At 72.9% G+C, this 14,368-nt stretch carries 14 protein-coding genes; all 14 read left to right on the forward strand.

Annotation, left to right across the window (positions count from 1 at the left end; all coding sequences use genetic code 11):
* Positions 1 to 127: 127 nt before the first annotated feature.
* The 14 genes from BLT99_RS00865 to rpsG all read left to right on the forward strand — a co-directional run bounded on the left by BLT99_RS00865 (position 128) and on the right by rpsG (position 14,356).
* Positions 128 to 802 (forward strand): hypothetical protein, encoded by a 675-nt coding sequence (locus tag BLT99_RS00865; RefSeq protein ID WP_157674906.1) that lies wholly within the window; start codon positions 128 to 130, stop codon positions 800 to 802.
* Positions 803 to 916: 114 nt separating this feature from the next.
* Entirely contained in the window at positions 917 to 1,996 is a 1,080-nt protein-coding gene (locus BLT99_RS00870; protein ID WP_092668486.1) for a hypothetical protein, read from the forward strand.
* 123 nt (positions 1,997 to 2,119) lie between these two features.
* Positions 2,120 to 3,337 carry an RDD family protein gene (locus BLT99_RS00875; RefSeq protein ID WP_092668488.1) on the forward strand — a complete coding sequence of 406 codons (1,218 nt, stop codon included), beginning with the start codon at positions 2,120 to 2,122 and terminating at the stop codon, positions 3,335 to 3,337.
* Positions 3,334 to 7,812 (forward strand): FtsK/SpoIIIE domain-containing protein, encoded by a 4,479-nt coding sequence (locus tag BLT99_RS00880; protein ID WP_092668490.1) that lies wholly within the window; start codon positions 3,334 to 3,336, stop codon positions 7,810 to 7,812. Before BLT99_RS00875 ends, BLT99_RS00880 begins: the two co-directional genes overlap by 4 nt.
* A 79-nt stretch (positions 7,813 to 7,891) precedes the next feature.
* Positions 7,892 to 8,197 carry a hypothetical protein gene (locus BLT99_RS00885; RefSeq protein ID WP_092668492.1) on the forward strand — a complete coding sequence of 102 codons (306 nt, stop codon included), beginning with the start codon at positions 7,892 to 7,894 and terminating at the stop codon, positions 8,195 to 8,197.
* Between the two features lie 7 nt (positions 8,198 to 8,204).
* Positions 8,205 to 9,470, forward strand: coding sequence for a hypothetical protein (locus BLT99_RS00890; protein WP_092668494.1), 1,266 nt, complete (start codon positions 8,205 to 8,207; stop codon positions 9,468 to 9,470).
* Positions 9,467 to 10,087 carry a hypothetical protein gene (locus BLT99_RS00895; RefSeq protein WP_092668496.1) on the forward strand — a complete coding sequence of 207 codons (621 nt, stop codon included), beginning with the start codon at positions 9,467 to 9,469 and terminating at the stop codon, positions 10,085 to 10,087. Before BLT99_RS00890 ends, BLT99_RS00895 begins: the two co-directional genes overlap by 4 nt.
* Positions 10,084 to 10,644: a hypothetical protein gene (locus BLT99_RS00900; RefSeq protein ID WP_092668498.1), complete on the forward strand. Its 561-nt coding sequence runs from the start codon at positions 10,084 to 10,086 to the stop codon at positions 10,642 to 10,644. The genes BLT99_RS00895 and BLT99_RS00900 overlap by 4 nt, the downstream gene beginning before the upstream one ends.
* Positions 10,641 to 11,537 carry a hypothetical protein gene (locus BLT99_RS00905; RefSeq protein WP_092668500.1) on the forward strand — a complete coding sequence of 299 codons (897 nt, stop codon included), beginning with the start codon at positions 10,641 to 10,643 and terminating at the stop codon, positions 11,535 to 11,537. The genes BLT99_RS00900 and BLT99_RS00905 overlap by 4 nt, the downstream gene beginning before the upstream one ends.
* Before the next feature lie 102 nt (positions 11,538 to 11,639).
* Positions 11,640 to 11,930, forward strand: coding sequence for a WXG100 family type VII secretion target (locus BLT99_RS00910; RefSeq protein WP_229724797.1), 291 nt, complete (start codon positions 11,640 to 11,642; stop codon positions 11,928 to 11,930).
* Positions 11,931 to 12,017: 87 nt separating this feature from the next.
* On the forward strand, positions 12,018 to 12,491 hold the full coding sequence (locus BLT99_RS00915; protein WP_092668502.1) for a DUF6121 family protein: 474 nt from the start codon (positions 12,018 to 12,020) through the stop codon (positions 12,489 to 12,491).
* Positions 12,492 to 12,567: 76 nt separating this feature from the next.
* A complete protein-coding gene (locus BLT99_RS00920; RefSeq protein ID WP_092668504.1) occupies positions 12,568 to 13,215 on the forward strand; it encodes a spermidine/putrescine ABC transporter substrate-binding protein in 648 nt (215 codons plus the stop codon).
* Between the two features lie 296 nt (positions 13,216 to 13,511).
* A complete protein-coding gene (gene rpsL / locus BLT99_RS00925; RefSeq protein WP_022889720.1) occupies positions 13,512 to 13,886 on the forward strand; it encodes a 30S ribosomal protein S12 in 375 nt (124 codons plus the stop codon).
* On the forward strand, positions 13,886 to 14,356 hold the full coding sequence (rpsG, locus tag BLT99_RS00930) for a 30S ribosomal protein S7 (RefSeq protein WP_092668506.1): 471 nt from the start codon (positions 13,886 to 13,888) through the stop codon (positions 14,354 to 14,356). Before rpsL ends, rpsG begins: the two co-directional genes overlap by 1 nt.
* The last annotated feature ends 12 nt before the right edge of the window (positions 14,357 to 14,368 follow it).

Here is a 14,368-nt window from a genome sequence, read left to right on the forward strand (position 1 = left end):
TCCGGGGCCCGTCGGCGTTCGCGCCGAGGTGCGTCCCGATTCCCTCCGCCGTGCTGACGGCACTCAGGTGGGCGCGTTAGGATCGCGGCGGTCGTCATTGCTCCCGATCCCGCGACCCGGAGTCCACATGCCAGAGAGTGTCCCCGTCCTGCGCCGACCCATGACGTGGCTGATCGTCGCCGCGGCCGTGCTGGTGGTCGCCGTCGTGGCGGTCGTGGCGATCCTGCTCGCACCACCGGCCTCCCAGCAGTCGGCCGAACCGACCGCGGAGTCCCGGCCGTCACCGGCCGAGCAGCTCGCGCCCGCCCCGGTGGTCGTGCCCGAGCCCGAGCCGGTGCGCGATCCGCGCATCCCGGCCGACTGCACGGCGATCTACACGACCGACTGGTCGGGCGCCTTCGCTCCCGACTACGTGCTCAACCCGGCCTGGTCGACCGCCGAGGGCGCGCCCGCCCTCTACGGGACGAGCGATGCGACCGCGCTGCCCGTCCTGCAGGAGACCTCGCAGCTCACGTGCGGCTGGCTTCCGCCCGACGGCGGCGACGGCACCGTGGGTCTCGTGACCAACGTGGCGGTCGTCGACGAAGCCCAGGCGGGCGTCGTCATCGGCGCCTACCAGGCGGCCGGGATGGACTGCTACGAGGAGTCCGGCGGAACGCGCTGCGTCGGCGAGTGGGAGGGTGTCGCCGGCTCGGCCGGCGAGTCGCATTTCCTCCGCGAGGGACTGTGGATCGCCACGCGCTGGGACGGTCCGGCGGTGAGCGGCTACACGGCCGACATCATCGCGCAGCTCTTCGCCTGAGGCAGGCCATCCGGCGCGCGCGAAGCGCCGCGTCCGTTCGCCGTCTGCGGCGCGCGGCGTTGCTAGAGTGAGCGCACCGCGGGGCAGACGGTGCTGCCCGGAAGGAGCGCACGAATGAGCGACACGACTCCCGGGGCCGGCCCGGAACGGCGCGACGTCGACGGCGACGGCGTGCCCGACGAACCGACCGCCGCGCAGCGTCACGTCGACCCGACGGCCGATGAGGCGGCCGATGTCGATCGCCTCGAGCCGCCGCGCTCGGCTCCGAGCGACGCCGCGGGCGAGCCGCCGATCGAGCCCGCGTACACCGGCACCGAGGCGGCGACCCCGCCCCCGGCCCCTGCGGCCGGCACCGATGGCGACACGACGACCTCCGATCGGTCCGAGCTCGACGAGGCCGTCGAGCGTGCGCGCACCGAGCACCCGCCCGTCGTGCAGCCGAGCCCCGACCCGGCCGACCGGACCGACACCACCGCGATGCAGCGCGACGACCTGCTCGCCGGCAGTCCCGACCCCGTCCGAGCACAGGACGTGCGCCGCGAGACGGGCGTGCCCGAGACCGTCGGGGCGGCCGGTGCGACCGGCGTCGCGGCGGCATCCGCGCCCGCCGCGCCCGAGCCGCCGGCACCGCAGGCGATCTACGTCCAGGCGCCGCCCGCGCCGCGCACGCGAGGCAACCGCGGCTTCGGCATCCTCGTGGGCCTGATCGCCACCGTGCTCTTCGCGCTGCTGTACGCCGGCATCTCGTACCTCGTGATCCTCGCGCAGCAGCCCGCCGACGGCGTGCGCGTGTTCGGCCAGTTCGCCGCCCAGCCGGTGTTCTGGATCCCCGTGCTCTTCTTCTTCATCGCGTTCGCGCTGCTCGCGGTCATCCTCAACCGAGCGGCGTGGTGGAGCTGGGCCGTCTTCGGCCTGCTCGTCGGCGTGGTCGTGTACTTCGCGTACATCGGCGCATCGCTGCTCACCGTCGGCGCCTGGCAGTTCACGCCCGCCGAGGCCGCCGACTTCCTGCGACAGCGCTGGCTCGACCCGTTCGCGATCATCGCGTTCATCGTGGCGCGCGAACTGCCCATCTGGTTCGGCGGATGGATCGCCGCGCACGGCCGGACGGTCGGCGAGCACAACCGCGAGGCGCGCGAGGAGTACGAGCGGCAGCTGGCGGCCGGGCCGCAGCCGATCTCGTCGCCGCGCTGAGTCGCGGACTCCGGGTCAACTACGCTCGATGATCGGGCGCGCTCATGGTGAGCGCTCCCCATCGACGTGGCGCACCCGGCCTGCTTGGGTGGCTCCCTGACCCTGCACACCCGAGGAGCACTGTTGAGCATCACGATGCACGCCGACGAGCCCCTGCCCGGGCTCCGGCCCGACGGTCGGCCCGATCCGGCGTACGCGGCGGCCCTCGGCCTGCGGCCCGCGCCGTCTGGGCGCCGAGCCGGTGCGTTCTCGCTCGACGCGCTCGCGTGGGTCGTCGCATCCGTACCCGCCGTGATCGGCTGGGTGCTGCTCGTTCCGGCCGTGGCCGGGTCCGGTGGTGCGGTCGGGGCCGCGGACGTCGCAGCACTCGTCGGCCCGCTCGTCCTCGTCGCGGTCGGCCAGGTCCTCGTCGCGATCCTCGGCATCACCCAACTGGCCCTGCACGGCCGTCGCGGCGTGACGATCGGCAAGGCGTCGTTCGGACTGCGGTCGGTCAACGTCTCGTCGTTCGAGCGTCCGGGGTTCTGGCGGGTCGTGCTGCGCGCGCTCGTGCTGTGGGCCGCCCAGCTGGTGCTCCCCGTCGCCGGTCCTGCGCTGTGCTTCGCCTCGGGGCTCTGGGACCCGGAGGGCCGGGGGCGGAGCTGCCTGGACCGCATCGGCCGGTGCTGGGTGCTGGACGTGCGGCACGCCCTGGATCCCTTCGACGCGAAGGCGCTGCGGCACGCGCGCCGCCAGGTCGAGGCCGCGCCGCTCGCCGAACGGCCCGTGCTGCCCTCGCTCGCGACCGATCGCGCGATCGACGAGCGCACCTTCATCCCCGCGGCCAGGTCGAGCTCGGGCGTCGTCGCCGCCCCGCCGGTCGCGGCCGAGCCCGACGCGACGCCCGCGCCCGGCGCGTGGTCGCCCCCGCCGATCGGTGCGTCGGCTCCGGCGGCTCCCGCGCGCTCGGCTCCGTCGGCGCCGTTCCCGTTCCAGGCGACGCCGTCCGCGCCAGGTGCGCGCGCCTCGGCGACGCTGGTGTTCTCCGACGGCGCCCGGCTCGCGGCATCCGGCACCACCCTGCTCGGGCGCACCCCCGCTCGCGGCGATGCCGACCCGGTCGAGGCCGCGCTGCTGCCGCTCGTCGACCCGTCGATGGGGCTCTCGAAGACGCACGCCGCGGTCGAGGTCGATGCGCGCGGCGTGCGCGTGACCGATCGATGGTCGAGCAACGGCACCGAGGTCGTCGCGCCCGACGGTGGCGTGCAGGTCCTCGAGCCCGGCGTGCCGCACACCGTGCCGGCCGGCTCGTCGGTTCGGCTGGGCGGTCTCGAGTTCCGCGTCGAGGGGGTGGGCGCGTGAAGCTCAAGCTCGGCCTGCGCCGCCAGAGCGGCCCGAGCGTCGACGTGGTGGTGACCGCCGACGCCACCGCGACCGTCGGCGACGTGGCGCGCGCGGTCGCCGAAACCGATCCGGCGGCCGCGCACCTGCCGCGGCACGACGGCCCGCTGACGCTGGCGGTCGCGCCGCCGACCTCGTCCGAACCGGTCGTGCTCGATCCCGGCACGCTCGCGGCAGATGCCCCGATCGGGTCGGGGTTCAACGCCGCGATCGTCTCACCCGCGGCGCGCACGGCTGCGGGCGACGCGCCCGTGGCCGTCATGCACGTGCACTCCGGGGCCGACGCCGGCCGGGAGTTCCCGCTGCGCCGCGGGCACGGGGTCATCGGTCGTGCGGCCGACGCCGATGTCGTGCTCGCCGACCCGCTCGTGTCCAAGCGGCACGCGCGCGTCGAAGTCGACCAGGCCGTCGAGCTCGTCGACCTCAACTCCGCCAACGGGCTGCTCGTCGACGGCGGGCAGGTGGCGCGCGTGCGCGCCACGCCTGGGGTGCGCGTCACCATCGGCGACACCGTCGTGTCCTTCAGCATGCTGGCGGGGACGGATGCCGCGGCCGACCCGGTTCTCGAGCGTGGAGGCGCGCTCATGTTCAACCGGTCGCCGCGCGTCGAGCCGCGCTATCCGGGCACCGCCCACCCCGAGCCCAGGGTTCCGAGCGAGGAGAACCCGCGGCTGTTCCCGTGGCCGATGATCGCCTCGCCCGTGCTCATGGGCCTCGGCATCTTCGCCATCACGCAGCGACCGGCGTCGCTGCTGATCGTCGCACTCACGCCGATCATGCTGGTCGCCAACCACCTCGGCCAGCGCATGGGCAGCGGCAAGAAGCTGCAGCGTGAGATCGAGACCTTCGAGGTGCAGCTCGAGCAGCTCGAGGAGACGCTCGAACGCGAGCGGCACGTCGAACGCGAGCGTCGGCACGACGAGACGCCGCCCGTCGCGACGGTCTACGAGCAGGCGATGCGCCTCGGTCCGCTGCTCTGGACGCGGCGGCCCGAGCACTGGAACTTCCTCGCGCTCCGGCTCGGCGTCGGGCGGGCGGCCTCGCGCAATTCCGTGCGCGACTCGCAGGGCTCGATGCCCGGCATCCCCAAGTACGCCCGTCAGGTCGACGTGCTGCGCAAGCGGTACCGCGAGATCGACGACGTGCCCGTCATGGAGGTGCTCTCGAGCTCGGGCTCGCTCGGCATCGCCGGACCGGCGAACCTCGCGGCCGATGCGCTGCGCGGCGTGGCCGTGCAGCTGTTCGGGCTGCATGCCCCGAACGACGTCGTGGCCGCGGCGATCGTCGACCCGGCCTGGAGCCGCGAGCTCGACTGGCTCAAGTGGCTGCCGCACACCTCGGGCGAGCGGAATCCCGTCGGCGGCGCGGCGCTCGCCGACAGCCCCTCGGCCGGAGCGGCACTGCTCAACGCGCTCGAGGAGCTCATCCTCGCCCGGCTGCACGCGGCACCCGTGCGCCGGGGTCCGCTCGCCGACGACGACACGTCGATGGCGCGCGGCTCCAGGATCGGCACGCCCGGCGGCGTTCGCGAGGAGTCCCGGCCCGATTCGGCGCTCATCCTGATCGTCTCGGCCGACGCCCCGGTCGACCGTCCGCGGCTGGTGCAGCTCATCGAGCGCGGCGCCGAGGTCGGCATCCACGCGGTCTTCGTCGCCCCGACCGTCGCGTCGCTGCCCGCGGCCTGCCGCACGTACGTCGATGTGACCGAGGGCCTCGATCGTGCGCGCATCGGCGTCGTTCGCTCCGGCGTCGAGTACGCGCCCGTCGCGGTCGAGGGCGTCTCGATGCGATACGCCGAGGTGTTCGCCCGTCGGCTCGCGCCGGTCGTCGATGCGAGCACCGTGATCGAGGACTCGAGCGACCTGCCGCGGAGCGTGTCGATGCTCTCGCTGATCGGCGACGACATGGCGCGCGATCCCGACGCCGTCGTCGAGCGGTGGCGGCAGAACGCATCGATCATCGACCGCTCGGGCGGCAAGCTGCCGCGCCTCAAGCGCGCGGGCACGCTCAAGGCCTTCGTCGGTCAGGGCAGCCCCGACGCGATGACCCTCGACCTGCGCACGCACGGCCCCCACGCGCTCGTGGGCGGCACGACGGGCGCGGGCAAGTCCGAGTTCCTCCAGGCGTGGGTCCTCGGGATGGCGGCCGAGTACAGCCCCGATCGCGTGACCTTCCTCTTCGTCGACTACAAGGGCGGATCGGCCTTCGCGGACTGCGTGGAGCTGCCGCACTGCGTCGGCCTCGTGACCGACCTCAGTCCGCACCTCGTGCGTCGCGCGCTCACGAGCCTGCGCGCCGAGCTCCACCATCGCGAGCACCTGTTCAACCGCAAGAAGGCCAAGGACCTGCTCGAGCTCGAGAAGCGGCAGGACCCCGAGACGCCGCCCGCGCTCGTCATCGTCATCGACGAGTTCGCCGCGCTCGCGGGCGACGTGCCCGAGTTCGTCGACGGCGTCGTCGACATCGCGCAGCGCGGCCGCTCGCTCGGCATCCACCTGATCATGGCCACCCAGCGCCCCGCCGGCGTCATCAAGGACAACCTGCGCGCCAACACCAACCTGCGCGTCGCGCTCCGCATGGCCGACGAGTCCGACTCGCGCGACGTCGTCGGCGACGCGGTCGCCGCGGGCTTCGACCCGTCCATCCCGGGTCGCGGCATCGCGAAGACGGGGCCGGGCCGGCTCGTGCCGTTCCAGTCCGCGTACTCCGGTGGGTGGACGAGCGACGAGCCGACGGCCGCCGACGTGCGGCTCGCCGAGCTGCGCTTCGGCTCCACCGTCGTGTGGGAGCGCGAGGGCGCGCAGGACGGGGACGCGCACGCGGGAGACCCCGGTCCCAACGACCAGAAGCGGATGGTCGACGCGTTCATCCGCGCGGCGTCGGCCGCCCGCGTCCCGGCCCCGCGCCGGCCGTGGCTCGACGACCTCGCCGCGACCGTCGCGCTGGAGGACCAGCCCATGCGGGGCGACGGCGAGATCGTGTTCGGACTCGCCGACATCCCGGAGCGCCAGCAGCAGGCGCCCATGTCCTTCCTTCCCGATCGGGATGGCGCGATGCTCGTGTACGGCACGAGCGGCGCGGGCAAGTCGACGCTGCTCCGCACGCTCGGCGTCGCGATCGGCATGCGACCCGAGCTCGGACCCGCCGAGGTCTACGGGCTCGACTTCGGATCGGGCGCCCTGCGCTCGCTCGAGGCGCTCCCGCACGTCGGATCGGTCGTCGCGGGCGACGACCCCGAGCGGGTCCAGCGCCTCCTCCGCACGCTCGACGAGCTCCTCGACCGTCGCGGCCGTGCCTTCAGCGCCGCGAACGCCGCGAGCCTGAGCGAGTACCGCCAGCTCACCGGCATCCGGGAGCCTCGCGTGCTGCTGCTCATCGACGGCTTCGCGCAGTTCAAGGCCGACTGGGATTCGACCACGGTGCGCATGCCGTTCTACAACGTGGTCATGCGCATGCTCGCCGAGGGTCGCCCGCTCGGCGTGCACGTCGTCGCGACGGCCGATCGGTCGGGTGCCGTGCCGACCGCGGTGAGCGCCAACGTGACCAAGCGCATCGTGCTGCGCCTGTCCGACGAGGGCGGCTACCAGGTGCTCGGGGTGCCGAAGGACGTGCTCGACGACCGCTCGGCCCCGGGGCGCGCGATCGTCGACGGGTTCGAGACGCAGGTCGCCGTGCTCGGCGGCACGGCGAACGTCGCCGAGCAGACGAAGGCGCTCGAGTCGCTCGCCGCGCGACTGCGCGCCGCGGGCGCGCTCGAGGCCGCGCCGATCCGCGCGCTGCCCGCGTCGTTCGTCGCCGAAGAGCTGCCACCGTCCGTCGCGGGGGAGCCGGCGCTCGGCCTCGCCGACGACACCCTCGCGCCGATCGGATTCGAGCCGGTCGGCACCTTCGCGATCACCGGTCCGCCGCAGAGCGGCAAGACGACCGCGATGCGCGCGGTGATCGACGCCGTGCGCCGCCACGATCCCGAGGTGAAGCTGTTCCACCTCGCGGGTCGCCGCGCGGCGCTCACCGACCACGCCGAGTGGATGCGCAGCGCCACCTCGGTCGACGAGGTGAAGGCGCTCGCGCGCGAGCTGGTCGACGTGATCGGCGATCCCACCGTGCCGGGGCGCTACCTCATCGCGGTCGAGAACGTCACGCAGTTCGCCGATTCCGACGCCGAGCGGCCGCTCAAGGAGCTGTTCCAGGCCGTGAACCGCAGCGATCACTTCCTGGTCGGCGATGCGGATGTCGCGAACCTCTCGAGCGGATTCGGATTCGTCGGCGACTTCAAGGCTGGCCGCCGCGGCGTCGCCCTCAAGCCCGACGCCTACGACGGCGACGCGGTGTTCAAGACGCCCTTCCCGAAGGTGAAGCGCTCGGACTTCCCCGAGGGACGCGGCTTCTTCGTGCAGAACGGGCGGGCGACGCTCGTCCAGCTCCCGCAGGGCTGATGCGGGCCCGGGTGGGGACCGCTCCCCATGTCGACCCCGCGGTGGGGCGCGTTAGCGTGATGCGGTCGAGAGGAGAGCGATGAGCGACGAGGTGCTGATCCCGCTCGCGTCCATGGCCGAACTGGACCGGGCGCTCAAGGACATCGTCATCGAGTTCGAGGATGCCGGTTCGCGCACGGACTCGCTGCTCGACGCGATCGGTCGCCCGTTCGGCCGCGGCGGCCTGCGCGACGCGGCTGACGAGTTTGAGGGCGCCTGGGACGACAAGCGCGAGACGCTGAAGGGCCACCTCGTCGACCTGCAGGAGCAGGTCGCGGCCGTCAAGGATGCCTGGGAGGAGCTCGACCGCGAGCTCGCGTCCAGCCTCGAGCAGAACGGAGGCTGAGGAGCCGATGGGTGACACCGCCTACTTCCACCGCCACATGCCCGACTCGCCCAAGGGCCGCGAGATCGAGCGCATCGACGACTCCGGCCAGCGGATCGTGACGCGCGCCACGCAGATCGAGAGCCTGGGCGAGCGGATGCTGCGTGCCGCCGACACGCTGAAGCTGATGGTCGACGGCCAGGTCGGCAAGGGGCTCTCGCTCGACGAGGTCCGCGAGCAGGGCGAGGACGTGCACGCCGACCTGAGGAAGGCGGGTGAGCGCTACAAGCCCAGCGGCACCGCGCTGAAGGCGTACGGGCAGGTCGTCGCCGAGGTCGCGCCGGGCCTGAACCGCGCCGCGGGCGACTGCGAGTCGCTGTGGGAGACCGTGCGCTCGCGCGCCGCCGACGTCGACGAGGCCGAGGACACGCCCACGGCGGAGGACGGGAGCACGGACGCCCGGGAGTCCGCGACGGCGTCCGCGACGTCCACGCTCTCGACCGCGAAGGAGGAGTGGGAGGAGGCCGCGCGCCGGTTCGACGGCTATTACGACACGTGGGACGAGGCCTACGACGACGCCGTCGCCGGGCTTCGCGACGCCAACGACGACGGCGTGAAGGACGGATTCTGGGACGACGCGCTCCCCTTCGTCGAGGCGCTCGTGACCGTGCTCGAGTACGTGGGCATCGCGCTCGTCCTCGCGGCGCTCATCGTCGGCGGGCCGCTCATCGCCGCGCTCGCCACGATCGTCGCGATCCTGACGCTGCTCGGCACGATCATCCTCTTCGCGAAGTCGCGCAAGGACGGCAAGGACCTCACGATGGCCATCATCGGGGTCATCCCGTTCGGCAAGTTCGCCAAGCTCGCGAACCTCGAGTCCATCGCGAGCGCCGGGTCGCGCTTCCCGAAGCTGTCGGGCTTCCGCAACATGATGCTCGCGGGAGACGAGTTCGCCGCGCTGCGGACGCACCTCGGCCGCATCGACGACCTGGCACGGGCCGACTGGGGCACCGGCGCCATGCGGACGTTCGACCAGGCCACGGCGGGCTCCCGCTTCATCCAGCGGGTGATCTCGGGAAGCCCGTACGTCTGGGAGAACACCACGTTCACCCGCTCGGCCGACACGTTCTTCGGCCGCCTGCTCGGCGTCGGCGACTCGGCCACGAACGCCGGCGCATGGGATCTGCACTGGGGCTACCGGCAGGCGCAGGTCACGGCCTACTCGGTGGTCGACTGGGTGAGCGACCAGGTGAGCACGGCACAGCAGAACCGGACCGTAGACTCGTGGCGATGAGCCCGAGCCTGCGCGATGAGCTGACCGGAACCGCTCGACCCCCGCTTCCCCCGTTCGTCCTCCTGTTGCCCCGCGGCTGGGTCTCGGTCGAGCCCACGAAGGCGGCGTTCGCCGACCTCGCCGCCCGCACCTCGGCGGTCCTGCGCTCGGTCCACCGGCCCGACCTCGACGCCCAGCTCCGCTCGATGCTCGAGCGCGCGGGCGACGAGTTCCTCCGCCGCGATCCCGTCCGTCTCATCTACCCGGCCGACGTGCCGGCCGACGAGCTGTTCCCGCTCTCGATCACGGCGGTTCGGCTCACCGCGCCGGGCGGTGGCCCGCTCGATCCGCACGTCGCCGCGCTTCGGCGCGACCGGGGCGCGCGCACGCTCGGCGACGACGGCGTCGTGCTGCGGTGGGAGCAGGAACACGCGCATCGGGTCGCCGGGGGCCGACTGACAGTGCACTCGTTCGACTACCTCGTGGCGGTGCCCGGCACCGAGCGGCGCGAGGGCCTCCTCGTCAGCGCCGTGATCCCGTCCGCGGCGGGCGGCGAGCGACTCGACGACGACACCGTGCGGGCGGCGGGCGTCCTCTCCGACGCCATCCTGTCGACCTTCCGCTGGAGCGCCGCATGAGGTTCGAGATCGTCTACCCGCCCGAGACGTGGTCGATCATGCCCGAACCCGACGCCGGCGCCGACGACCTCTGGGTCGCCGAGCAGCGGATGGCGTACATCGGCGGTGCACTCGAGGGCCTCGCCGATCAGCTCGAGGGCGCGGCGCGCGAGGCGCTCGCTCGCCGGCGCATCGGCATCGACACCTCGCTGTTCTTCCGCCCGTCCGACATGCCCATGACGGGCGTCCTGCACGCCACGCTCCGCGTCCTCCCGGCCGACGTCGACGCAGAGGCCGCGACGGCCGGCTCGTTCGACTGGATGCTGCCCGACGCGTCGCTGCTGACCGACCCCGTCGTCGAGGAGTTCGAGACCGAGTCGGTTCCGCACGGCTATCGCGTCGCCTACGTGACGACCGTGCCCGACCCCGGCGGGGCGACGCTCGCGGGGGTGTCGTACGGGCTCGTGCTGCCCGGCATGGTCGGCGTGGTCTTCTCCGAGCTCGCCGATCGCGAGGTCATCGGCACGATGCAGCGGTTCGCCGATCCCGTCGTCGGCACCCTCCGGGTGGTCGGGTGACGGCCGGCCCCGCCGGTCCCGCCGCGACGTGGGCGCGCGACGCGAGCGGCGGCGACGTGCAGTACCGGATCTCCGAGCTCGATCGGGCGGCGATCGGGTCCCAGCCGGGCTACGCCGCACGGGTCGAGGCGCTCGTCTCCGCGACCGTCGCGGAGCTCCGCCGGTCCAAGGTCGAGGCGATCGGCCGCATGGCGGAGCAGGATGGCAGCGCCGCGGCCGAGCTCGGCCGATCCGGTGCGCGCACGGCGGCGCTCGTGCTCGGCATGCTCGCGTCGTGCTTCGCGGCCGCGTTCCACCTCGGCCGTGCGGTCTTCGACGCCGTCGACGTGCTGCCATGGATCACCGTGCTCGTCTGGGTCGCCGCCATCCTCGTCGCGGTCGCGCTGCTGCCTCTGCGACGCGACGCCGCGCCGACCAGCGGGGTCGTCGCGCTCGCGTGGAGCGCCGCCGTGCTGTGCGGCGCCGCACTCGTGCTGAGTGCCGTGCTCGGAAGCGTCACGGCCGATACCGCGGCCCTGTTCGCCGTCGCGCTCGGGGGAGTGCTCGCCCTGGTCGCGATCGCCGCGGCGGCCTCGGTCGTCGCGAATCGGGTCCCGTCCGAGGTGCGCGCGGCGACGGCGCGTCGCATGGGCGAGTTCGCCCTTGCACAGGGCGAGTCGGCGGCCGGCATCCTCGACCGTGCGCTCGGTCGGCTCCGCGCCGAGTGGGCTGCGGTCGATCCCAGGGACCGCGAACGCGTCGAGGCCGACCTCGACGCGGCGTACGGCATCCTCGGCGACCGCGGCTTCGACGCACCCCGGCGGGCTGAGGTCCCCGGCGGGCTCGTGCTCACGCGTACTGCGGTCGCGGCGTCCCGCGAACTCGCGTCGGCGCTGACCGCCCGGCGGTCGTGACCCGGTGGGGAGTGCTCCCCATGTGCCGGTCCTCGCATCGTCCGTAGTCTGGGGTCACCGGCTCGCAGTCGCGGGCACCCCCGAACGAAGGAAGGTTCCACGATGGCCGCAGATTTCGGCGCCTCGTACGGCGAGATGGAAGCGATGGCGAGCAAGCTGTCCGACGCGCGCGACGACATCCAGTCGCAGCTCGACCAGCTGAAGAGCTCGGTCGACAACCTGCTCGGCAACGACTTCAAGACCCAGCACGCGTCCGGCAAGTTCGGCCAGGGCTACGAGGAGCTCACCACGGGCCTCAAGAGCGCGGTCGACGGCATCGGCGAGATGGGCGAGGCGCTGCGCGGCATGATGCAGGCCATCCAGGACCTCGACCAGCAGCTCGCCGGGCGCTGAGCCGCGCGAACCACGCACGGCGGGGCGGGACCACGACGGTCCCGCCCCGCCGTTCGTCGTTCGCGGGCTCCGGCGTAGGCTCGAGGCGTGGCGACGAACTCGACCTCAGCGTGGACCGTCGCGGGCTTCGCGGCCGCGCTCCACCTCGCGCTGATCGTGGCCGCCTTCGGCCTCGTGAGCCTGTTCGCCGACGTCGAGCCGATCTCCGACCCGGCCGCCGGCCGGCTGGTGGGGCCCATCACGGTCGGGGTCTCGGTGCTGGCTCTGCTGCTGCTCCTGGGCGGAGCGCTCACCCGCGGCATCCGCCCATGGTCGGCGGCCGGGCTGGCACTCGTCGTCACGTGGGCGGCCGGCGTCGTCGGCGCGACGATCGCGTACGCGGTGTCGACCGGAACCCTGCTGGCCGCGGCGATCTTCGCCGCATCGTTCATGACGATCGGCTTCGGGGTCATCATCCCCATCACGGGTGCGCTCGTGGCGCTCCTCGCCGCCGTCACGATGCGCGCGCAGCAGGGCGGGGTCGAGCGTCCGCGCTGGCCGTGGGAGCGCGACGAGGAGTGACCGCGCCATCCCGGCGCCGGGACATCCGTTCGTCGCCTCCGACGTCCGCACGGGCGCGCGCAGTAGGGTGAACCGCGTGGAGGGATCGGTCGAGGCCCGCGTGAGCCACGAGGTCGACCGCTGGCTCGCCTGGCTCCCGCGCTGGCGGCCCGGGACGCACCGCGGCCGCGTGCGCCTCTGCACGCGCTGCTTCGGCTCGCCGATCCTCGCCGCCTCCGGCCTCGACGTCGACGTGCCCCACCCAGTACAGCACGCGTTCTCGATGCGCATGAAGGGCATCATCGACGCGTCGGTCGACGACTACACGGCGCGGAACCTGCCCATGCTGCACCGCGAGATCCGGCTCGCCGAGGAGCGCAAGGCCCGCCGGCCGTACCGCGCGGGGGAGGGGCTCGACCCGGAGTTCCTCGGACTGGACCTCGATCCCGAGGAGACGCCGGGCCAGCCGTTCCTCTTCACGCTGCAGGGGCTCGAGGCGGACGCCGCGGCCGAGTCCGCCGAGCCCGCACCCCGCCCGTTCACGCCGCAGGAGAAGGAGGCGCTGCGCGAGGAGGTGCGCCTGGCCGACGAGTTCGCCAAGCAGCTCGGCCGTCGCATCTGCATCGAGCTCGCACACCACCGGGCCCGGATCGCCGCCGCGGTCGAGCGTCACGTCGAGCCCCAAGTCGCGCAGATGCTCGCCGACCTCGACCGCGAGCTCGACGCGCCGGGCTGGCCGGGCTGAGCCGCCGCGTCGTTCGCTGAGGGCGTTCGCTGAGGCATCCGCCCATTTGACCGGGTCGTTACGCCCGATTACCATTGATCGGGTGTGCGCGTTGCCGCGCGCTCGCGTCGTGCCCGCGGAGACCCGCGGGCCGCATGCGGGTTCTCACGATACGCACGCAGGGCGCCGGATCGCCACCGATCCGATCGCCCCCACGGCATACCCACCACCAACAGGCTCCGCCGCTCGGCGGTGCCGGTGGGTCGTGATGTGAAATCCATCAATGCTGTCACCGTGCAGCACAACAAGGAGAAGCAGTGCCAACCATTCAGCAGTTGGTCCGCAAGGGTCGCTCGCCGAAGGTCACCAAGACCAAGGCTCCCGCCCTGAAGGCCAACCCCCAGCAGCGCGGCGTGTGCACGCGCGTGTACACCACCACCCCCAAGAAGCCGAACTCGGCGCTCCGCAAGGTCGCCCGCGTGAAGCTCTCGAACGGCACCGAGGTGACCGCCTACATCCCCGGCGAGGGCCACAACCTGCAGGAGCACTCAATGGTGCTCGTGCGTGGCGGTCGTGTGAAGGACCTCCCCGGCGTGCGCTACAAGATCATCCGCGGCGCGCTCGACACGCAGGCCGTGAAGAACCGCAAGCAGGCTCGTAGCCGCTACGGCGCGAAGATGGAGAAGAAGTAATGCCTCGCAAGGGTCCCGCTCCGAAGCGCCCCGTCGTCGCCGACCCGGTCTACGGTTCGCCGGTCGTCAGCCAGCTCGTCAACAAGATCCTCATCGACGGCAAGAAGGACCTCGCGCAGCGCATCGTCTACGAGGCGCTCGAGAACGTCGCCAACAAGTCCGGCCAGGACGCCGTCGCGACGCTCAAGAAGGCCCTCGACAACGTGCGCCCGACCCTCGAGGTCCGGTCGCGCCGCGTCGGCGGCTCGACCTACCAGGTCCCCGTCGAGGTCAAGCCCCACCGTGCGAACACGCTGGCGCTTCGCTGGCTCACCAGCTATGCCAAGGCCCGTCGCGAGAAGACCATGACCGAGCGTCTCACCAACGAGATCCTCGACGCGTCGAACGGCCTGGGTGCCGCGGTCAAGCGCCGCGAGGACACCCACAAGATGGCCGAGTCGAACCGCGCATTCGCCCACTACCGCTGGTAGCGGGCCGAGCGG

It is taken from the genome of Agromyces flavus (assembly GCF_900104685.1).
Classification (GTDB): domain Bacteria; phylum Actinomycetota; class Actinomycetes; order Actinomycetales; family Microbacteriaceae; genus Agromyces; species Agromyces flavus.